Below are 22535 nucleotides of genomic sequence, written 5' to 3'. Positions count from 1 at the left end.
GTTTTTAGCCTTTCGGTCTTACAAATAATGCTGCAAGAAAAGCAAATATTACAGCTGCCGATATGCCTGAGCTCGTTATTTTAAATATGCCGGACAAAACGCCAATCCAGCCAACGCTCTCAAGCTCTGATAATGCGCCGTGTACAAGCGCGTTGCCGAAGCTTGTAATCGGCACCGTAGCTCCGGCTCCGGCAAACTCGACTAGCGGCTCATACAAATACAGTCCGTCGACTATGGCGCCAAGCACGACCAGCGTTGCCATCGTATGCGCCGGCGTAAGCTTCAGCACATCGAACATGAGCTGTCCAAGCACACAAATACCACCACCGACAACAAATGCCCAAAAATAAATCATAGCTTATTCTCCTCCTGCTGAAATAGCGACCGCATGCGCAATACATGGGATCGTTTCACCTTGCTGAAAAGATAAAGGCGACAGCAAGGCTCCTGTAGCAACAACTAAAATGCGCTTGTACTGCCCTTTGGCCATTTTTTTAAGCAAATGGCCAAAGGTAACGACCGCGGAGCAAGCGCAGCCGCTTCCTCCTGCTTGCACCTTCTGCTTTTCAACATCATACACAATTAAGCCGCAGTCATTGAATTCCGTCTCATTCATCGGCACATTAGACTTAAGCAGCAAATCTCTTGCAATCGGCAATCCTACGCCCGCCAAATCGCCTGTTACTATCAAATCATAATTTTTGGGCGATCTTCCTGTATCGTTGAAATGCGCTTTAATCGTATCGACCGCTGCAGGTGCCATCGCTGCTCCCATATTGAACGGGTCGGTGATGCCTAAATCCACGATTTTACCGATTGTCGCGCATTCAATGACAGGCCCTTTCCCTTCCGCGGCCAAGACAGCTGCGCCTGCTCCGGTTACCGTGTACTGTGCTGTCGGCGGCTTTTGTGAGCCATACTCAGTCGGATAACGGAATTGCTTCTCGGCGGTGCAATTATGGCTGCACGTTCCTGCCATTACATACTGCGCTGCGCCGCTGTCGATAAGTAGTGATGCCAGGGCGAGCGATTCCATCGATGTGGAGCAGGCGCCAAAAACACCTAAATAAGGCGTTCCCAGCGATCTAGTGGCAAAAGTAGTGCTCGTGATCTGATTCATCAAATCTCCGCCGACATAATACTCAAGCTGCTCGGCTTGAATATTGGCATTTTGAATTGCAAATTGGGATGCCTGCTCCATAAGCATACGCTCAGCCTTTTCCCAGCTTTTTTGACCCATATCCAAATCCGGATGAACCAAATCAAAATCTTCTGCGATCGGGCCTTCTCCCTCATCGGGTCCAACGACCGTCGCTACGCCGATAATGACCGGTTTTTTTTTGAAAAACCAGGTTTGATTTCCCTTGTTCATTTAATGGTGACCTCCTAAGCCGAATATCATGTACACAATACCGACGAAGAAAGCTGCTACTGTACCAAAAACAATAACTGAGCCCGCTAATTTAAACATATTCGCGCCTACGCCAAGCACAAGCCCTTCACTGCGGTGCTCCAGCGCCGCAGAACACATCGAATTGGCAAAGCCGGTTACGGGGACGGCCGAGCCAGCACCGGCAAATTGGGCCAGCTTGTCATAAACGCCTAAGCTTGTCAATATAACGGATATCAGTATTAACACTGCAACTGTTGGATTGCTTGCCGTTTCGCGGTCCATGCCGAAAAAATACATAAACATTTCCTGAATCGCCTGACCCACCATACATATAGCTCCGCCGATTAGAAATGCCTTTAAGCAATTGGCAAAGATTGATCTTGGCGGCTCTTTTGTTTTTGCAAACTGCTTATATTCCTTTGGCGACATCGACATATCTTTAAATCTGTTGCCGTTGCTTGATTTTACACTCACACTTATTACTCCTTTCGTACAGTCCAAAATTATGCTTGCTTTGCTCCCTTCATTATTTGTTAAAATGAGATGCATTATGCCAATAAAAGAAAGAAGCTGAAAGAAAATCACATGGAATGATTTTCTTTCAGCTTCTTCATTTATTATTAAATCCCAGCTTTGGCAAAAACGCGGTCAAAGGCTGCTTTGGAACGCTGCGCAAGCTGTTCCGGACTGTCCTTAGGCTGCTCTGCGGTTAGTACTTCCTGTGTAATGAAGCCATCATAACCAATTTTCACAAGCGCCTGCAAAAAGCATGCCAAATCGATTACCCCTTCACCAGGATACAACCTCCCATTATCAAGCACCTCGTCAATGGGAAGAGCAGGAGCATCATTGATATGCACATGAACGATTTGATCAGCACGCAGCGCCTCGATATCAGCAGCTGACAACTCATTCGTATACCAATGATAAGCATCGAGCAGCAGCCCTACATTCGGCTCGCCAATGGCACCAATCCAATCCAGAGTCTCCTCCATCGTCCAAATAAACGGGTTCGCCCATAAACTACGCAAATGATGCGGTCCGACAAATTCCAACCCTAAACGAATGCCATATGCCCCTAGCAGCTGCGCGCACAGCTTCAGTCTTCTTGTGGCAAGCGCCATGAAATGAGCCGCCTTGTAATCAGTAGCTGGCAATATATACGTGCAGCATCTCGTGCAGCCTAGAGCCGCTGCTGCAGCCGCATGCTCCGCCAGCTTCGTCAACCCTTGCTGAAACTTTTCCTCCGTTTGGCGCCACTCCACAGGAAGCCCGATGGAGCCAATAACAAGCTTATGCTCCGTCAACAGCTTTCTCGCTTCTTCCACGCCCAGCTCTTGTACAAATGCAAAGGCATCCAAATCTACGGATTGAAATCCGTTTGCAGCTGCCAGCTCAACAAGCTGCCGGCTGTTTTTCAATGCGCCCAGTCCAGCGCTCGATAGCCCTCTTAACATGTTTCCCTCTCCTCCCTTCATTAAATATCTAAATTAAGTTTCACTTCATGCCCCGTGCGTGATGACTCATAAATCGCATCTAGCACAAGATTATTTATATAGCCTGACAATGCCGAAGTAATCGGCTGCTTTCCTTCCCGGATACAGGTTAGGAAATGACGGCTTAGACGGGCCCGCTCGCCTTCATCCTGCTCAGGCGCCTGCAGCAGCGTCTCAATCGGCCGGTCGAATTTCTCAGTGAGCAGCTTGCCGGATGAGCCGCTATAGCTTGCCCCTCCGTCCGTTCCCATCAAGTGAATAAAAGGCTTGTTATCTGTATCCATATGAACAGCCCAGCTTACCTCCAGCGTCAAGCTGCTGCCATCCTCCATTTTAATAAGCGCAGTTGCCAAATCTTCAACATCATACTTGCCGTTCCAATCCGGCTTGCCCCAAGTGCCGATTCCTTTGCGCTTAGGACCAAATTGTGCGTAAGTGGAGCCGAAAACAGTAACAGGCTTCGGATTGCCCATCAAATATAACGCAAGATCGAGCATATGTACGCCGATATCGATAAGCGGGCCGCCTCCAGACTGATCCGAGCGCGTAAACCATGTTCCCCAGCCCGGAATGCCCTTTCTGCGGAACCAGCCAGCCTTTGCTGTATATATTTGTCCAAGCTCGCCTCGCTCTGCTTGTTCCTTAATTTGCATCGGCACCGCTTCCCAGCGCATCTGGTGTCCGACCATAACGACCCGGTCTGACTGATTGCTCGCTCTCAAAATATCTCGCGCTGCCTCGCTGTTGATCCCCATCGGCTTTTCAAGCAATACATGCTTGCCGGCTTGAAGCGCCTTTATCGCAAGCGGAGCATGAAATTGATTGGGAACGCCAATGATGACTGCATCAACATCGCTTCGCTCAATTAATTGCTCTGGAGACTCGGCTACGCCCGCAATGCCATACTGTACAGCTCTTTGCTGGGCCAGAGGAAGAAACGCATCTGTTATAGCCGTTATTTCACACAAATCAGAAAGCTTCGAAAATTCATTCGCGTGAACGCTGCCAATATTGCCAGCGCCAATAATGCCGATTTTCACCTTAGATTCGTTAGCCACGAACATTCCTCCATTCAAATGTTTATTGTTTGTCGCATTGCTAGTGCCGCTGCTCTTTATGGTAAAATAAAAGTAAAATAAATACGCTTTCTATTTTCGAAAAATATCTCAAAATTTCGGAGGAGCCAAATGACTTATTTTCCGGACTATCTAAAATCCTATCCCAATATGGACAGCACTTGTCCGCTTCATATTAGCCTCAATCAGCTTGAACACGGATACAGAGCTCATCGGCATGATTTTCTGGAATTTTCGTATGTAATCGAAGGCGAGGGCGTGGAAACGATCAATGGTGTGCCGCACAAAATGACTGCCGGTACATTTACCTTTGTGCTGCCCTATCAAATACATGAAATTTTTACGGAACCCGGGAGCAAGCTTGTCCTGTATAATTGCAATTTCAGCATGAATTTGCTGATGAATCCTCATAAAGACGGAGGGTTAATGGCGCTCATGGACATGTCGCCTCTCCCTTCTCACCTTCAGCTGGAAGAGAATCAACACTACAAAATGCTGCAGCTAGTTCAAGAATTGCATGAGGAATATATTAGCGAAAAGCCATGGAAGCTTAGTCTGATGCAAGCGCAACTAACCGGAATATTAATCAGCTTTGACCGTATAAGGCAAAAAAAAGAAACCCGCGCAGTCGCCGCACCTTCCGCGCAGCTGCACAAAGCTTCTGTATGGCCAATTATTTATTACATCCATCAGCATTATCAGGAACCGCTTGCTTTATCTGATCTTGCTGTAAAATTTGCAATGAGCCTATCGAGAATTAGCGAGGTCATCAAGGAAACTACCGGGCAAAGCTTTGTCCATTTTTTACATGACCTTAGAATGAGACATGCCTGCAGCTTGCTTGCTTCCACAGAAATGAGCGTAGCTGAAATTGCGCTTGAAGTCGGCTACGGCTCCTATCCAACCTTCGCTCGCGTCTTCAAAGCAACAAAAGGCATCGTTCCAAAAGAATACCGTAAGCTTATGCAAAAAAATGTCATATAAGGCGGCTCCATAGCTGCAAGTACCGCTTCAGATCCATACATAAGCTTATGCAAGCAATGACCAATTAATATGGCACCATACTTTAAGCTCATGCAAGCAAATTCTTATAATTACGGCTCCATAGCTGCTCGTGCCGCTCTAGCTTCAAGCGTTATCGGTTGTAAATAATGCTGGCAATCATCACGATTATAAACAACACATAACATACATATGAAATAATTAACATCCTTCGTCTATTCATATGCTTCCCCTCCCATACAGCTATTGCTACATCCTATGCAGCAACAGCCAAAAGAGTCATAGACAAGCTCCTCATTTATTGATGCATGAGTATATACGTCGAGAGAGGAGCCCGGAGAAGCGCTGCGTGTTCTTGGTGCCAGTTTTAGAATACTGGGACGGTTGTGAGGGGCTTTATTTAGCAAAAAACGGGAGTTTCGAATATATAGCGGTTGTGAGAAGCGTTTATGTATGAACTTTGGTGTATTTATGCTGGGATTTTGACTAATAAGGCTTACTACAACCTGCTTAGTTGCGAATAGTAGCGAATAGTTGCTCACAATGAATTTCATGGTCACTCGTTCCGTTATTTGCCCTAAAACCGTCATTTTTTTTATTTCTCGGACACACATTCCGCTATTCAGCTCTAAACGGGGGCTTTATCCACGATTTATGCATCAATAGCGGAACGTCTGTCACTTTACCACCTCAAAACTACGATTTTAGACGAAATAGCGGAACGACTGACCGGCTAGAGAGTCTGTCGATTCTTGCGAAAAAAATATCTTAACTCGATCAAATTCTAACGGAGTAGAGAAGCGCTATTTCTCTGAATACAGCCAAATTGAATTTTTAAGGAATCTGACAAACGTTATCTGTGAACAAACGATCATTCGAAGCACCTTTTCCCCTAAATAAAGCCGCTCAGCTTCGTTAGATTTTCAAATTTGGCTTTTTTGGCATAATCAGGCCGTCAAGCTTCGTTAGATTTTATATAGTTGTTTTCTCACCGTTCCGTATCGTTTGTTTTTAGCTTAATTGGCAAACACGGCCTCATGCATCACATCGGCTATGCTGTCACGAATGGTATAGCGCGCCAAATGATCATATGAGGTAGCGGTTTTATTAATAAGCAAAAGCTTATCTCCGCGATAATATTGCACGAGGCCTGCAGCCGGCTGAACTGTCAGCGACGTACCTGCAACGATGAGCACATCCGCTTGTTCAATCGTAGCAATCGCGCCATTGACGATGTCCATGTCAAGCCCTTCCTCGTAAAGCACGACGTCTGGCCTGACGATACCTCCGCATACGCAATAAGGAATGAGGGAAGCTGACTGCATAACCTCCGCAAGACTGTGCGATTGTCCGCACTTCATGCAATAGTTGCGATGAACAGTGCCATGCAGCTCATAAACCTTGCTGCTGCCCGCCATTTGATGCAAGCCGTCAATATTTTGCGTCACAATCGCGTGCAGTACACCGCGCTTTTCAAGCTCGGCAAGCGCCAAATGCGCTCGATTCGGCTTAGCTGCTGCATGAATCATTTTCTGCTTATAAAAAGTGTAAAACTCTTGCGGATGATCCATAAAAAAAGAATGGCTGAGCAGCTGCTCTGGCGAATACTTTTGCTTTTGCTCTGCGTATAGCCCGGTGCTGGAACGAAAATCGGGAATACCGCTCTCCGTCGAGGTACCTGCTCCTCCAAAAAATACAATGCGTTTGCCTTCTCTAATGATTTCAGCAGCCTTTTCTCTATTCATTCCACTGCCTCCCTTAAACTTTCTCTTCATTATAAATGAGCATAATACATTAGAGTAGCGACTACAAGCTGTAACGCTATCGTCTTAATTCCCTTGTGAGCGCCTTGATTAACTGTAGGTGGAGAAAAATAGAAACGGATATCACTGCGATCAGATTTGGACTATTTGTTATCAAAAACAGCAGCCCCCGACCATTAACGTCAGGCAGCTGCTGTTTTTTACGATTTGTAGCTATGCAAAAATGAATTAGAAGATACGATTCTTCCAACCATTAAGCTTCGCAATGGCTTCGACAAAGAAGTAATCGCCATAAATAAGTGATACGTCTACGTTCTGATCTGCCGGCTTATGCCCTGTGGCATGCAGCAATATCGCTTCATGCTCCGGCATGTTCCAGGTCGCATAATTGCGATGAAGCGACAAAAGAATTCGCTCAGCTGTTCTTCTATATATAGCACCCTCTACCTCTGGCAGCAAATCAGCTAAATCCAGCATGCCCGAAGCGGCGCAAGCGCCTGCTGATGTGTCGCGCGGCTCCTCGCTAAGATCCGCTGCTGCGCGGAAATCCCAATGCGGAACGGAATCCTCAGGCAAATTTGCTATAAAATAGTGCGCAACCCGCTGTGCGGCTCGTAAGTATTTGATTTCGTTCGTAATCCGGTATGCGCTGGCCATGCCATATAGCGCCCATGCAGCGCCTCTGCTCCAGCCGGAATCCGGACCCGCTCCTTGGCCTCCCAGCGAGCCGATATGCTCGCCAGTTTGCGGATCAAAGCTGACGATATGATTAACTGACCCATCCTCGCGAATAAAACGTTCCACTACAGTATCGGCATGCGCCTTGGCGATATGAGTAAACCTTGGATCGCCTGTCTGCTCCGCGGCCCAGAACAAAATCGATAAATTCATAGATGAATCCACAATTGACCAGCCAAGCTTCTCCTGATTCCAGGCTCTTAGGAAGCGTCCGGCTATATTATATCTGCCTGCCAAAAAATTAGCTGCAAATAAACCGCGGCGCAGCGCATCCTCATCTCCTGTCAGCTTATGCTTTATAACCGCAGTCGGCATGAACTGGAATCCAACATCATGATGGAAGTTATTTGGCTGCATCATCTTTTGCTCTAGCAGCTCGTCCCAGCGCCATGCCGCTGTCTTATAGGCCTCATTGCCCGTCATTTCATGCATAATCCATAAAATTCCCGGCCAAAAGCCTGATGTCCACCAATCGAGCCGCATATCGTCATACTTTCCATCCGCTCCAGCTACATGCGGCGATTTGTCGCCTATTAGCTGCATCATTTGCTGAACCTTCTGATCCAGCATACGGAACGGCTCTTTAAAATCAGCTTTTAAATTCGTCATATGCATTCCCTCCAACTAAGGCATCTAATGGTTGACCACAAAGAATCGACACTCTCCTGATAATGGTAATCTACTACTACTATACAATGAAACTGGTTACAGCTGCTCTTTTATCGTTACAAAAGCCGTTTCCATACCTTCACATGCGGCGCTCACGATTGTAGTCAGATGCTGTTTTCTCGTATTCTGCTCTCTAGCAGTTAAAGCAGGTCCGCCTGCAGTAAAAAAGTGCTCGACCGGAATGTACGCGCCGGGCGCACCCCCGGGCTCGACTGCGATGCTTGCGCGGCCGCTTGCCAGCTGCACTAGACGCGAGCCGCCGACAGTGCCCAGATTATCAATCAGCTTGCCGTCACCCGCTGCGCTAAATCGGATAAAGTTGGCTGCATCCGGGCAGAATACGCCATGCTCATCATAAGCCTTCACATAAACGACATGGCGATCCGCTGATACCCGCTCGATTTCCAGCTGCAGCTGTACCGGCTTGCCCCAGCTCTCCGTCTGATATTCAAACGAGAGCTCATCGCTAACTATTTCGCCATCCCGTTCTGCAACGGCCTTCAATACGTTCTCTCCCGGCTGGAATTTAACTTCCCAGCGCAAGCCGGCAGCAGGGAAATTTTCGCTATTGCGATTTCTTTTGCCTAAGCTTACACCATTGCAAAACAGCTCAACAGCAGCTGCATTGGAATATACTTTAACCGTCCTCGCCTGCCCTTCCTGACCGTAACGAACGGGCATGGAATGACCATAAATTCGGGCCATCAAGCGCTTAGACCAATACGATTGGAAAACATAATAGGCTTCCTTTTTGGTCAAATCGCGCTCCACTACGCCTTTCATATTTAAATATGGAATAGGAGAATCCGGCCTTACTGGCGTCGCAAAATCTTTGAAAGCCCACTGCGCCGCACCTGTCATCCAGTCCATACGCTGCTGTGCGCTCAAATACCAGTCAATCATGTCGCAGAAGTATGTTTCCGACCAGTCGCCATCACGCGATACGCGCGGCTCTCCGCCAGTCAGCAAATAATCGCCATCTCTTTCGTCGGTCGAGCCGCCGCCACTGTCAATCATTTGAAAACCCGTATACGGCTCCTCGACATGGCGTCTTGCTACATTATCTGCGCCCCATTCCGCATGGAAGAAGGAGTCGACCTCGTCTGCTGCCTGCTTGCAGCTGTTCTCGTAATCAGTGTATATCCCTCTATACCAGCCCGCCCATATAGAAGGCGAGTATACATCTACAATATCTTTGCAGAAATCACAGCGCCGTATTGCCGTTTTTCTTGTCGGATCGATTTCATGAGACAGATCATGCAGCCTCTTCATAAATCGGCGAATGTCTTCCTGGTCGAAGTAATCAAAGTCGCATTCCCAATCGTTCTCGTTGCCAAGGCCCCATAAAATTACGGACGGGTGATTGCGATGCTGCGTAATCATGGCGCGCAGCATATCTATGCATTGCTGGCGATAGCCTTCTCCGCCTAGTCCTCCTCGGCTCCAGGGAATTTCCTCCCACACAAGAATGCCAAGCTCATCACATAATTCAAGCACAATACGCGACTGCTGGTAGTGCCCAAGCCGAATAAAATTAACGCCCATCTCTTTTATGACGCGCATTTCTTCTGTAATCATAACTTCCGTCATGGCCGGGCCAACACCTGCAAAGTCTTCATGGCGATGCGTGCCCTGAAGCAGAAGACGTTCTCCGTTTAGTAGAAATGGTCCTTTTTTCACAAATTCAAACGTTCTAAAACCGGTCCGCACAGTTCTTGCTGTCTCGCCGTATTGGCTAGCCAGTCTAACCTCTACTTCGTATAAACGAGGCTGCTCGGTGGACCATCTCATAATCTCATCGAGCTCAATTTGAGCGATCGATTTCATCCCTTCCCACTGCTTACCTTCCCAGTGGACAGAAGCGGCAATGTTCTGATCAGGCGCTTTTACTACAATATCTATTGCTATGTTTACATTTGCAAATTGCGGAGCATACAACGATAGCTGAACATCAAGGCTGCCTTTTTCGCCTCCTTCGGCCAATCCATAGCATTTTGCTGCAATATGCATATCTTCGATAGAAACAGCCGGCACATATACGAGATTCAAATAACGATAAACGCCGCCATAGGCATGAAAATCGTTCGCATCTGACGGAATAGTTTCAAGATCGCGGCTATTATTGCAGCATATTGCTAAAGGCACCTGTCCTTCGTAGCGTTCCAATTGATTGCCAGCTGCAGCTTCTGTTATATCTACCGTAAACTCATCATAACCGCCCAAGTGGGACGCTATTTTTTCTGTGTAAACGTAAACGTCCGTTTTTTGCCCCGCTCCTTCAAAATGAAGCAGCGTTCTGCCTTCTGGATAAGGGTTTTGCAGCGACAGCCTCGTGCGGTACCAGCCTTCACCTTGATAATACGTACTGTCGGGGTCCATCACATCAAGCCCGTTATAGCTGTGCGGCAGCTGCACCTGATGCCATGGCACATTGTAATGATTGTTCAGCTTATCCGCTCTCCATACTTCCCATACTCCGCCAAGTCCGCCGGTATAATGCTGCCAGCCGTCTAACAATCTCTTTTTATGCATACATACGTTCTCCTTTATGCCAAGAAGAGCACCCGAACAGGTGCCCTTCTTTTGATATGTTATTACTCTACTTTAGCATCCGGTCCGATATAAATGCCTTGCTTATTATTGTAGCGGGCAGTCGCTTCTTTAATAATTTCGTTGCCGCCGCTCTTTCTCCACTCTTCAATCACTTTCGGCCAATCCGAAATCGGTTCCTTGCCATAAATCATTTTGACCATATGATCAAGAATAAACTTGGACGGCTCATCAAATTTTGGAGCCAGGTCCGGGAATTGCGTGTAGCTGTCAAGCTCTGGATCAAAGGAAATACCGCCGCGCCCTTCGTTAGGAAGCAATGTTTCGAACGCTGTCAGCATTTCGGGTCCGCGATTTTCGAGCGGCAGCTTCTCGCTGTTGAAGCCGCCATCTTTAATGACGCGCAGCCAGTCACGGCGAATCTCAGAATCTCTTGCTGCTTCCTCAGTCGGCACTTCATAATTGATTTTGCCATCTGCTTTTGTGTAGTCTTCGCCTTCAATGCCATAGTTGAAAAATTCTGCTGCTTCTTCTGTTACCATGTAATCAAAATATTTTACAATCGCTTCTGCTTTTGCTTGATCAAGCTTCGCATTCAGGTAAGCCTGCTCGAGCGTAGTTTGGTACAACATTTGGCCGCCTCTGCCATCTGGACCTACCGGCGATGGAATCATCTCCAGCTTGGCATCCGGTACAGAGTTGTTCAGCGTCGTTTCGTAGGAGCCCCAAGTGTTGGCGTTAGCATTGTAGAAGCCTACATTGCCTGCTTCACGACTCTTTGTCCACATTGCGCCTGTAATTGTAGCAAAGTCTTTTGCCATTAGTCCTTCATCATACATCGTTTTGTAAATTTCCAAAGCCTTCATCATGTTTTCACTGTTGAAAAACTTAGGCACGATTTCGTCGCCTTGTTTTTCATACATCGTGCTGTAAGGAAGAACATCATAAGCGCCTAAAATAAAATCTGCATATTTGAAGTTCTCACGGAAAGCGAATGGCTGTTCAACGCCAATCTTTTTAAGCTCTCTTAAAACCGGCAGCAACTCATCAATTGTTTTTGGAGCAGTAACGTTTGCCTTTTCAAGCAAATCAGAACGTACAAACGTTGCACGGCGGGATTGAACCGTCAAGTATTGCGGGATCGAGTAAATTTTTCCGTTGTAGGTTACTTCATCCCATGCTGCTTGAGGAATGACTTTCAGCAGGTTCTGGCCGTGCGATTTGAGCAAATCGTCAAGCGGCATAAAAATGCCTGCATCAACTGCGCCTCTCATATCCTTGCTTGCAGGAGTCATCGATTGATAAGCAACCAGCACATCAGGAAGCTCTCCTCCAGCAAACATCAACGATACTTTTTGTTTGAAATCCTTGTGCGGAAGCAGCTGGATATCCATATCGGTGTTTGTACGCTTCTCAAGCTCCAGCACCCATTTGTCTTTGTTAATATCTGTTACGGATTCGACTGCTTTAAGCGCAAGAGTACCTCTTGCAATAGAAAACTTGGTTGGCGCTGCTGGCGCCTCAGATGGATTGCTTGAGCTGGAATTATTGCCTGTGTTCGTAGCAGGCGGCGTGTTTTCATTCTTTGAGCCGCAAGCTGCCAGCATGCTGGTAAGCAAAACGATGCATACCAGGCTCATAATCGACTTTTTCATTCGACGTTCCCCTCTCTTTTTTATATAACAACGTTTTCATTAGTTGCAATGATGAGCTCCCTCACTGCTTGTATCCCACTTTAGCATGCTGCTGTTTTAAATGGATATGGGCTTATCTATGGTGCAATGGTTTTTTTTACGGTTCGTTGTGTTAAGATTTTACGGATCCGATAAGCATGCCTTTCATAAAATGCTTTTGCAAAAATGGATAGATAAGCATAATCGGAATCGTCGCCACCATAACTACAGCCATTTTGATGCCTTCAGGCGAGCTGATCAGCAGGTCCTCGGCAGGGGCAGATATGGATGAGCTGTCGGTAATAATAAATTCGCGAAGGCGAACCTGAAGCGGATATTGCAAGCGGTCGTTAATATAGTAAAGTGCGCTGGCATAGCTGTTCCAATGCGCTACCGCATAAAAAATACCTAATGTTGCCATAACCGGCTTAGACAGCGGCAATATAATGCTCCACAGTATTCTCATCTCACCGCAGCCGTCGATTCTGGACGCATCGATAAGCTCTGTCGGCAAGCCCATAAAGAAGGAACGCATAACGAACAAATTAAACGCGCTGATCGCGCCTGGAATCATAAGCGACCATAAGGTGTCAAGCATTCCGAGCTCTTTAATAAGCAAATAATTCGGGATGAGCGGCGCTGAAAATATTAATGTAATAAGCACCATAAGCAGGACAGGCTTGCGATAAATGTATTCCGCTCTGGAAAGCGGGTAGGCTAGCGATGCCGTCATAGCTAGGTTAATTAATGTGCCCACTGCCGTAATGTATACGCTGATGCCGAAGGAGCGCCACATAAGCGTCTCGCCCATAACTGCCTTATAATTCGTGAAGGTCATTTCCACCGGCCAGAAGAAGACTCTGCCGCCGCTGATCGCTTCATTGCTGCTCAACGATTGTGCCAGTACGTGCAAAATCGGCAGCAGCATGCTTAGACCGAGTATCGTAAGGAACAAATAATTGAAAACGCTGAATACGCGCTGGCCTTTACTTATTCTAATCATGTCGTCTCCTCCTTAATATAACCCGTCGCCGGTTAATTTTTTACTTACCGTATTACCGATGACAATAAGGACAAGCCCTACCACTGACTTGAACAAGCCGATGGCCGTTGTATAGCTGTACTGGCGATCTAGCAAGCCGACCGTATAAATATACGTATCGAGTATTTCACCCTTGCCAGAGTTGAGCGTATTGAGAAATACGGATACCCGTTCAAAGCCAAAATCAAGGAAATTACCAATGTTGAGCAAAAATAAAATCGTAATCGTCGGCATAATGGCCGGAATCGTAATCGCAAGCGTCTGCTTCCAGCGATTAGCGCCATCCATCTCGGCTGCCTCATACAGATCGGGATTAATACCAGAAAGCGCGGCCAAATAAATAATCGTTCCCCAGCCTGCATCGCGCCAAATGCCAGAAGATACGAGAATCGTCCGTATATAGGACTCCTCACCCATAAAATAAATAGGTTCAAAGCCGAATAATTCAATAATATTGTTGACAAAACCGTTGCGCGGCGACAAAATTTCAATCGCAATACCGCCGATTACTACCCAGGATAAAAAATGCGGCATATAAATAACAGTTTGCAATGTTCTCTTGAATAGCGCCTTGCGGATTTCGTTCAGCAACAAGGCGAGCATAATCGGTATCGGGAAAGAAAAACCAAGGCTATATAATCCGATTAAAAGTGTATTTTTTAAAATTCTTAAAAAATCAGGGTAGGTGAACATGCGGCGGAACTGATCCAGCCCGACAAAATCACTGCCAAAATAGCCTTTGAAAATGTTGTAATCCTGAAATGCCATAAAGGATCCCGCTAAAGGAACGTATTTGAACAGAACAAAGTAAATAATGCCCGGAATCGACAGGAAGTAGAGCGCTTTATATTTTTTTAAAAAAGCCCATCGCTCCTGCCTGTTCCGAAATTGAATGCGGCCGGCTTCTGACTGACTTGATTTGGCCATAGGGTTCATCTCCTTACGTCTTTTTGTACTGTAATCGTACACGCAGAAGCTGCATTCAGCGATGGGCTCATATTTGTTGCTATGGTTTCTTTTACGATTTTGGCATATGCATGCTGATCGTCGTGCCTTTATGAAGCTCGCTATCTATTTGCAGGCCGTAGGCTTCACCGAATACAAGCTGAATGCGCCGATGCACATTCAGCACGCCGATGCCGCCTTTGCCCTCCTTCACTTCGGTCAGCTTTTTCGTCTCCAGCCTACTGCGCAGCTTCACAAGCTGCTCCTCGCTCATGCCGCAGCCATTATCCTGCACAGAAACGATAAACTCATTCTCAGTTACGCGAGCCGCAATCATAATGCGGTGCTGCTCTTCAATTCCTTCAAAAAACGCATGCTGAAACACATTTTCGATCAGCGGCTGCATCGTAAGCCGCACCATCTTCTCCAGCAAATAATCAGGCGGTATTTCCACCTCGATTTCAAATTCCTTGCCGTGCCGATGCTTCAAAATCGTCATATAGCTCAGCACATGCTTAAGCTCATTGGCTACTGTAATCTCTTCAAGACTCGTTTGGACAGCATAGCGCAGCATATAGGCCATATTTTTTACGATTTCCGATACTTCGTCTGAATCCTGGACAGCCGGGAAGCAGACAATCGTCTCAAGTGTGTTATATAAAAAATGAGGATTGATTTGCAGCTGCAGTGCTTGCAGCTCCGCTTTCTGCCGCTCCAGCTCCGCTTCCCGCTTCGTGTTTTCGGCCTCATAAATTTGCTCCAGCAAATCGGACAACTTGTGCACCATCGAGTTATAGCTCAGTACAAGCTCGTCAATTTCATCCTTGCGGCCTTGCTGCGGAATAGTAGTCCAATCTCCCTTCTCCGTCTGCTTCATCCCTTTGCGCAGCTTTTGAATCGGCCTTGTAATCGACTGGCTGAAGCGATAGGCAAGCAATAGCGCTATAATAAGCGCCGCTGCCCCGATCCAGATCATATCCGAACGAATGCCGATAATCGGCGCACGCAGCTCATCCATCGGAATCGAAAGCTGCAAATTCCAATTGGTGTACGAGGAATGGCGCCCGATCATAAAGCGCTCCTCTCCTTCTACCTCGCTAATGTAAGACATGACGCGATTAACGGGCAGCTCCTTTTGATGCAGCTCAGGCAGCTGGGTGCCTATTTTTGAAGCATCTGTATGATAGACGATTTTGGCATCGCGATCCTCAATAACGAAATAGCCTCTTGGTCCCAGCTCAATGCCTTCCCACAGCGTAGAAAGATCCTCGCTGCGCACCTCCATCGCCAAAATCCCTTTATAATCCATGGAGCGCAAGCCTCTGATTTTTCTGGCAAGCGTTATCGTTTGTCCCTGCTTGGAGGAAACAATGCTGTTGTTCAGCAGCACGAGCTGGCCGTTATCAGGCATCGTCTCAAATAATTTCACAATGTATTGCTCAACATAATCATTGGTGAAGTCAATGGAAGCGCCTGCATTTGCGGCTACAACGCGGCCGTCTTGACCGACAACATACAGCGCGCTTACTTCCGGATGCCTGATCATAATCGGATCCAAAGCAAACTCTTTAATTCGCGAGGAGTAGTAATAATATTCATAATTCAGCTCGCGGCTCACATCCAAATATTCTTTTATGTCCAAATTCGTAAGCAGCGACAGGGTAGAATTCTCATAACTTCGAATATACTGCTCCAAGTGGGTGGTCGCCACATTGACAACCTGAGCCATATTTGTCTCAGCTTGATGGCGAAGCTTCTCTGATACGCCGTTATACGTAAATAAGCCCAGTACTAATAAGGGAATGACAATAATGACGGTAAAAAATAAATAAAGACGTTTAAAAAGCGTTTTCCGTCTGCTTTTTCTTGCCATCTATTTGATCCCCAATCTCGCGCGATATTCGGTAGGCGACAAGCCTTTTACTTTTCGGAAGGTTTTGGCAAAATGTGAATAATCCTCATAACCGACCTCATGCGCAATATCGACAATGCGGTAATGCGGCTGGGCAAGCAGCTGCTCAGCAAGCTCCATCCGCTTGTTCATCCGGTAATGAATGAACGTTACCCCCATCGTTTTCTTAAAATACATGCTGAAATAATTAGGCGTAAGCCCGACATGCTGGGCCACCTCCTCCAGCGTCACTTCACGGGACAAATGCTGCTCAATATATTCTCTCGCCTCATCCATCACGTCTTTATAGCCGCCTCTGCGCTGCATAATTTCTTTGGCCAGCTCCAGCAAGCTGCGCTGAAAGCTGCCTCTAAGCTGATCAAAGCTGCCGCCTGTAAGCGCTGCCTCAATTAGCGACGATTGATGTCCTTTTATTTGCAGCTGCTCGATAACGCCAGCATAAAAATCCGAAAGCAGTATTTTCAACTGTCCTGGTGTCCCCGTTTTTACCGTACAGTAATCCAGCCAGCCGTCAATGCTGCCAGTTGCCGTATCCAGCTGCAGCTGCCAAATCTGCTCCACAATTTCATCCATCCACCGCTTGACCTGCGTCGGCTCTACGACTCCCTTTTCCAGCTCAACTAACAGCTTGTAAAGCAGCTCATGCATATCCTGCTTAATGACAGGCTTAAGCAAATAGTTTTTCACGCCATAGCTCATGCATTTTTGCGCATATTCGAATTCCGCAAAGCCAGAAATAACAACGATCGTTATATACGGGTATTTCTCATACAGCTGTTTGCAAAGCTCGAGCCCATCCATTTTGGGCATCCGAATATCGGTAATAACGAGCTGCGGTGCCGCATCTGCAATAAATTGAAGCGCTTGCTCACCGTTCTCAGCCAGCCTAATGCTGCTGAAAGGCTTCCTGTAGGTTGATATCATATGTTTAATCCCGTTACGAATGATGACCTCATCGTCAACAACGAGTACATGCATGTCCATTCTCCTTATCCATAATTGTTTTCTCATTCAAAATAAACAATAGGTAGTGCCTATTTTGAGAGTGTCAATTAATTGTGAACAAGCAATAGAAAGGGGTGCCACTGCGATCAAGTTTGGGATTCCGACCGCTGTTGTAGTCCAATTTACTTGAGTAATTAACGCCTGTTTAGGGTAAAATTGGCCTGCAAAGGCGGACGCTGACGCTTCTCCATTCCCAATCTTGCTCTCCGTGTCCTTTTCTTATTGCTTATCCATTGTTGCCCACAATTAATCGACAGGCTCATTTTGCAGGCTAGACATAATTTTGTCAAACAAAGATTGCTTTTTTACCATTGTTTACAAATCCTTGTTGGAATACAATTCGCAATCCCTTATAGTTTATTTTAGATAACAAGCATAAGTTGTTTAAGAAAGGGCGTGCATGGCTATCGTTAATAAAATAAGCAAACCAAATCGAGCGGTCACCTTTAGCCTTATTGCCGTAATATTATTAATAGCTCTCTTTGATCAATGGGTCGTGCAATCCTCACTGTTTCAAGAAAACGAGCAAGCTTTAACGATAGGCATCGCGCTGGATTTCACAGTAGCGCTTCCGCTGCTGCTTTACTTTGCGATTTATCGCAGGATTAGCAAAAAAATTGTCGCAGTCATTCCGTTTATGCTGCTTGGGCTCGCCGCTTTGCATTTCTACCTTCCAGCAAGCAGCCATGATTTGCTGACTATACTTAAATTTGTCATTATTCCACTGGAATTGCTGCTGCTCAGCTACAGCTTTTATAAGCTCACCGCAGCTTATCGAGCTGCCAGGCGAAACCTTCCAAACGGCGTTCATCCGCTGGAAGCTTTAAAGAAAAGTATTCGTACAAGTATTTCGAATCAAAAGATAGCCGCTTTCCTGCAGCATGAGTGCAGTATGATCTATTACGCTTTTCTGTCTTGGGGCAAAAAGCCATACCAAGAGCCCGGCACCTCGGCATACAGCTACCATAAAGAATCCGGCTGGTTCATTGCCGTGCTTGCGTTTTCAAAAATACTTCTATTTGAAGGAATCATTATTCATATATTAGTTATGAATTGGTCGCATCCAGCAGCCTGGCTGTTATCTGTAGGCAACCTCTACTTCATCATACTGCTGATTAGCGATTATCGCGCGATGAAATTAAATCCAGCGATTGTATCTGAACGCGGCCTTGTTTTACGCTACGGTGTTCAGCTCGCAGCAGAACTGGCTTGGAGCAATATCGCTTCAATTGAAGCTGTTCCTTACAAAGCTCCAGACAAACAGCAAATGAAAGCCTCTTTTATCCCTATCGGCTTTGAGGGCAATGTGCTTATTCGGCTTAAGCAAAAAACTAGAGTAGTTAAAATTTTTGGCGTGACGCAAGAGGTAGAGCAACTATATCTTTTTATTGATCAGCCGCATCCGTTTGTGAAGCAATGCTCTGAGCATGTAAAGCCAGCATCTCAACAAGGATAAACAGCTCCGCCGTCCTTTAGAAAGTTACCGATGAAATATAGGAACAGGTATTTAGTGAAAACCTGTTCCTATATTTTAAACAATGAAGAGCGAGCCTCGGGATTGCATCCCAAGCTCGCTCTTCTTCTTCATCAAGCTATAGTCGAATCTCTTTGCCGCGATCGGCAGATTCATAAATCGCGCTTAAAATTTTAATCATATCCACACCTTGCTCAGGCGTAATAATTGGCTGTTCTTTGCCTAGCACACAAGCGATAAAATGCTGGATATTAGCAGTATGCTGCGGGATTTTCGCAGCTGCGAAGGATGGCTGCTCATCGATAAGGGCGCCTTCCTTCTCTGTAAAAATATTCAGCTTATCATTAATAAGAGAAAAGCCGCCTTTTGTGCCTCTCCACTCCAAAAACTTCTGCTCGACAGCTATATTGGAAGCCCAGCTAAATTCAATTTGCAAGGAAGCACCATTGTCAAAACGGATAAAGCCAGCCGCCAAATCCTCTACATCGTAGGTGCCGCTCGGTATCTGGCCTGATGCATCTGGCTGATCGGCAAACTTGCGATACGTAGAGCCCGACACCGTAACTGGCTTTAGACTGCCGCCAAGATACATCGCCATATCGATCATATGGACGCCGAGATCGATCAGCGGCCCGCCTCCTGACAGCTCTTTTGTTGTAAACCAGCCTCCGCGTCCAGGAATGCCGCGCCGGCGAATCCAGCCGCAGCGCCCCATATACATTTCGCCCAGCTCGCCTTTATCCATAAGCCGCTTCATAAACTGTGCTTCTGCACTGAAGCGGTTATTGCGCATCGTCATAAGCAGCTTGCCCGATTCGGCAGCAGCATCAGCCATTTTCTGAGCTTCAAGCGGATTGATCGCATCCGGCTTCTCGCAAAATACATGCTTTCCTTTACGAAGCGCAGCAATCGCAATTTCGGAGTGGAATATATTCGGCGTACTAATCCCGACAATATCGATTGCCGGATTGTCCAGAAGCTCATTGTAATGATCATACACTTTAGCATCTGGAAAATCCTTTGCCGCTGCTACAGCTGAATCACGGAAAGCGTCGCAGAAGGCAATAATTTCGACATCTTTACTGCTAAGCCAGCCTGGCAAATGGGCTTGCTTGAATATGTTCCCTGTCCCAACTACTCCGACTTTAAGCATCGCCGGAAACTCCTTTTATCGATTCCAAAGGCTTCGCATTGCCATAGCGCGGATATTCGCGATCAACAGGAGCTGCCCATTTAACAGCATTATCGATAACCTTGCGAATTTGCGGATTATAATAAGTCGGATAAGTTTCATGTCCAGGGCGGAAATAGAACACCTTGCCATTTCCTCTCGTATAGCAGCAGCCGCTGCGGAATACTTCTCCGCCTTCGAACCAGCTTACCATCACCAGATCATCCGGCTGAGGAATATCGAAGTGCTCACCATACATCTCTTCATGCGGCAGCTCAATATATTCACCAATGCCATCAGCGATTGGATGCCCAGGATTTACAATCCAAATGCGCTCCTTCTCATTAGCCTCGCGCCATTTCAGATCGCAGGAAGTACCCATTAATTTTTTGAAAATTTTCGAAAAATGGCCGGAATGTAGTACGATTAAGCCCATACCTTGCCATACACGCTTCTGAACGCGCTCTACGATTTCATCAGAAACCTCGTTATGAGCAACATGTCCCCACCAAATCAATACATCTGTATCGTTCAACACTTCCTCGGTCAGGCCATGCTCCGGTTCTTCCAGCGTAGCTGTGCGAATTTTAGTCGCACTTTCCAAGCCTTCAGCAATAGCAGCATGAATCCCTTTAGGGTAGACGGAAGCAACCTTTTCATTGTGACGCTCATGATGATATTCATTCCAAATCGTAACATGCAATCGTTTTGACATATTAGCCACATCCTTTTGTTGTAGTTCTTTTTCCTTCATTGTAATAGAAGCGTTTGCATTATGCGATTACTTATTTCGCTCTTTTATTACGGTATTCTGTTATTATAGTAGTAATACTTAATCTACCCTTGGCGAAGGAGCCCATCCATGCTTGATAAAATGCGCTACGAAAATGTTATTTATCAGAACCCGTTTCTCGCACTTCGCGTCTGGCAAATCGATTCACCTGCCAAGCCGGACTTTATAAATCAGGCACTTCAAAAAAGCGATCAAAAAATCAAGCACCAATTCACATGGCACTATCATCCTGAGATCGAATTTCTGCTCATACAAAATGGCGCGCAGCTGGCCTTTTACAAAGACGATGAGCTGCTGCTCGAACCGGGGGATATCGTTCTATTTGGTTCATCAGAGCCGCATATGACGATCCAGGCGAAGGATAATTTAAGTCAGATCGTCCTGCAAATTCAGCTTAATCAATATTGGGATTCCAGCACAGTTAACCTGATGCATCATTTTACGGAAGTTATTCGTCCGCTCAGCTCATTAAATTATATTTTTCAACAAAACGAAAACGTGCGAAAAAATGCTGCTGAGCTCATTCGTTCTATTTATGCAGAAATGAACCAAGCCCAGTTAGGCTATGAGCTGGCTGTATCCGCTATGGTTAAAAATTTGCTGCTCCTGCTGCTGCGCAATGACGTTCGGAAGGAGCTTAATTATGATCATAACCAGCTCATTGGGAGGTTGCAGCCTGCGCTTGCGTACATTGATGAAAATCTGGCAAGCAAGCTGTCCGTCAATATAGCCGCACAAGCCGTCAATATGAGCTATACGTACTTTATCAAAACGTTCAAAAAAGCGATTGGCATGTCCTTTACCGACTATATCGCCTTCAAGCGTATCAAAAAATCAGAGCAGCAGCTGCTTACTTCGGATGCCAGCATAGCGGAAATTGCTGATTCAGTCGGCTTATCTAATATCGGTCACTTTTATGACCGCTTTCGCAAATACAACGATTGTTCGCCCAAGCAATTTCGCGAGCGCTATCTCAAAAGTGAAGGAGCTTTGCAATGATTGAGCGATGCCAATTGACTGCCTTCTGCCGATCATGCTAAGATCGAGATTAATTGATTATTGTGAACTTTGGATGTGATGATATGGAGCCCAAATATAATGTGCCCGCGCTGGAACGAGCAAATGCGGTATTGCAGCTGTTAGCTGAAGAGCCGCTAAAGTGGAAGCTGTCTGAGCTTTCCCGCCATTTGAATATAAGCAAGAGCACACTCTTTTCTTTACTGCAATCACTGGAGAGATTGAATTGGATTATTCGTGATCGCAGCGATACGTATGCGCTTGGACCAGCTATGGGCAGCTTTGGCAATGCTTACTTCAGGCAGTATACGATAATTGAAGAATTTCAGCGCTTTGCAAGGCCAGTTATGCAGCGGCTGCAGGAATGCATCCAGCTCGCAGAGCTTGATGGCAACGAGGTTCTTTACTTGTCCAAGGTAGAAGCGCCATCGCCTGTACAGATGGTATCCGGTCCCGGTGTTCGCCTTCCCGCGTATGCTACGGGACTAGGCAAGGCTATGCTTTCGACGAGAAGCAACGATCAAATTAATCAACTGCTTCCCGCTGAGCCGTTTCGTAAATATACCGATTATACGATTGACTCCGCTAAAAGCCTATTTATAGATATTGAAAAGGTCAGACAGACAGGCTATGCCACTGATATTCAAGAGGTCGTAATGGGCTTCGGCTGTATTGCGGCACCTATTAAAAAATTAAATGGCGAAGCCGCTGCTGCTGTAAGCTGTTCGATCCCTATTCATCACTGGGAAACGAAAAAAGAACAAGCGGCAAAAGAGATGCTCCAGCTTGCCAGTCAATTAGCGTCCATTATATAAT

General features: G+C 46.3%; 19 protein-coding genes. 4 read left to right on the top strand and 15 right to left on the bottom strand.

Annotated elements, in window-relative coordinates:
* Positions 1-4: 4 nt before the first annotated feature.
* From spoVAE to V1L65_RS11135, 5 genes are all read right to left on the bottom strand, one after another.
* A complete protein-coding gene (gene spoVAE, locus V1L65_RS11155; RefSeq protein WP_331699225.1) occupies positions 5-355 on the bottom strand; it encodes a stage V sporulation protein AE in 351 nt (116 codons plus the stop codon).
* 3 nt (positions 356-358) lie between these two features.
* Positions 359-1372: a stage V sporulation protein AD gene (gene spoVAD, locus V1L65_RS11150; RefSeq protein ID WP_331699224.1), complete on the bottom strand. Its 1014-nt coding sequence runs from the start codon at positions 1370-1372 to the stop codon at positions 359-361.
* Positions 1373-1828 carry a stage V sporulation protein AC gene (gene spoVAC, locus V1L65_RS11145; RefSeq protein ID WP_432499843.1) on the bottom strand — a complete coding sequence of 152 codons (456 nt, stop codon included), beginning with the start codon at positions 1826-1828 and terminating at the stop codon, positions 1373-1375.
* A gap of 185 nt (positions 1829-2013) precedes the next feature.
* A complete protein-coding gene (locus V1L65_RS11140; RefSeq protein WP_331699222.1) occupies positions 2014-2850 on the bottom strand; it encodes a sugar phosphate isomerase/epimerase family protein in 837 nt (278 codons plus the stop codon).
* Positions 2851-2870: 20 nt separating this feature from the next.
* Entirely contained in the window at positions 2871-3947 is a 1077-nt protein-coding gene (locus V1L65_RS11135) for a Gfo/Idh/MocA family protein (protein WP_331699221.1), read from the bottom strand.
* Positions 3948-4076: 129 nt separating this feature from the next.
* Here V1L65_RS11135 and V1L65_RS11130 point away from each other — a divergent pair, with 129 nt between their 5' ends.
* Positions 4077-4949, top strand: a complete 873-nt coding sequence (locus tag V1L65_RS11130) for an AraC family transcriptional regulator (protein ID WP_331699220.1) — start codon at positions 4077-4079, stop codon at positions 4947-4949.
* 1034 nt (positions 4950-5983) lie between these two features.
* Here the strand turns inward: V1L65_RS11130 and V1L65_RS11125 are convergent.
* From V1L65_RS11125 to V1L65_RS11090, 8 genes are all read right to left on the bottom strand, one after another.
* Positions 5984-6712 (bottom strand): NAD-dependent protein deacylase, encoded by a 729-nt coding sequence (locus V1L65_RS11125; protein WP_331699219.1) that lies wholly within the window; start codon positions 6710-6712, stop codon positions 5984-5986.
* A gap of 246 nt (positions 6713-6958) precedes the next feature.
* A complete protein-coding gene (locus V1L65_RS11120; RefSeq protein WP_331699218.1) occupies positions 6959-8077 on the bottom strand; it encodes a glycoside hydrolase family 88 protein in 1119 nt (372 codons plus the stop codon).
* 96 nt (positions 8078-8173) lie between these two features.
* Complete coding sequence (locus tag V1L65_RS11115; RefSeq protein WP_331699217.1) at positions 8174-10669, bottom strand: glycoside hydrolase family 2 protein; 2496 nt, start codon at positions 10667-10669, stop codon at positions 8174-8176.
* Between the two features lie 62 nt (positions 10670-10731).
* Complete coding sequence (locus V1L65_RS11110) at positions 10732-12342, bottom strand: ABC transporter substrate-binding protein (protein ID WP_331699215.1); 1611 nt, start codon at positions 12340-12342, stop codon at positions 10732-10734.
* A 151-nt stretch (positions 12343-12493) separates the two neighbouring features.
* Entirely contained in the window at positions 12494-13363 is an 870-nt protein-coding gene (locus V1L65_RS11105) for a carbohydrate ABC transporter permease (RefSeq protein ID WP_331699214.1), read from the bottom strand.
* A gap of 12 nt (positions 13364-13375) precedes the next feature.
* On the bottom strand, positions 13376-14329 hold the full coding sequence (locus tag V1L65_RS11100; RefSeq protein ID WP_331699212.1) for an ABC transporter permease: 954 nt from the start codon (positions 14327-14329) through the stop codon (positions 13376-13378).
* A 91-nt stretch (positions 14330-14420) separates the two neighbouring features.
* A complete protein-coding gene (locus V1L65_RS11095; protein ID WP_331699210.1) occupies positions 14421-16220 on the bottom strand; it encodes a cache domain-containing sensor histidine kinase in 1800 nt (599 codons plus the stop codon).
* A complete protein-coding gene (locus V1L65_RS11090) occupies positions 16221-17237 on the bottom strand; it encodes a response regulator transcription factor (protein WP_331699209.1) in 1017 nt (338 codons plus the stop codon). It abuts the gene before it with no gap.
* Positions 17238-17664: 427 nt separating this feature from the next.
* Here V1L65_RS11090 and V1L65_RS11085 point away from each other — a divergent pair, with 427 nt between their 5' ends.
* Entirely contained in the window at positions 17665-18720 is a 1056-nt protein-coding gene (locus V1L65_RS11085; RefSeq protein WP_331699208.1) for a hypothetical protein, read from the top strand.
* Between the two features lie 136 nt (positions 18721-18856).
* On the opposite strand, the gene V1L65_RS11080 is transcribed toward V1L65_RS11085, so the two are convergent.
* Entirely contained in the window at positions 18857-19891 is a 1035-nt protein-coding gene (locus V1L65_RS11080) for a Gfo/Idh/MocA family protein (RefSeq protein ID WP_331699207.1), read from the bottom strand.
* Positions 19884-20624: a ThuA domain-containing protein gene (locus tag V1L65_RS11075; protein ID WP_331699206.1), complete on the bottom strand. Its 741-nt coding sequence runs from the start codon at positions 20622-20624 to the stop codon at positions 19884-19886. The genes V1L65_RS11080 and V1L65_RS11075 overlap by 8 nt, the downstream gene beginning before the upstream one ends.
* Positions 20625-20771: 147 nt before the next feature.
* On the opposite strand from V1L65_RS11075, the gene V1L65_RS11070 reads away from it, so the two are divergent.
* The gene (locus tag V1L65_RS11070; RefSeq protein ID WP_331699205.1) at positions 20772-21701 is read left to right on the top strand and encodes an AraC family transcriptional regulator; all 930 of its coding nucleotides are present in this window, start codon (positions 20772-20774) and stop codon (positions 21699-21701) included.
* A gap of 83 nt (positions 21702-21784) precedes the next feature.
* Positions 21785-22534, top strand: a complete 750-nt coding sequence (locus V1L65_RS11065; RefSeq protein WP_331699204.1) for an IclR family transcriptional regulator — start codon at positions 21785-21787, stop codon at positions 22532-22534.
* The last annotated feature ends 1 nt before the right edge of the window (position 22535 follow it).

The sequence above is a fragment of the Paenibacillus sp. IITD108 genome (assembly GCF_036541265.1).
Taxonomy (GTDB): Bacteria; Bacillota; Bacilli; order Paenibacillales; family Paenibacillaceae; genus Pristimantibacillus.
The sequence above is the reverse complement of the archived record's forward strand: the minus strand, read 5'-3'. Positions and strand labels throughout refer to the sequence as shown.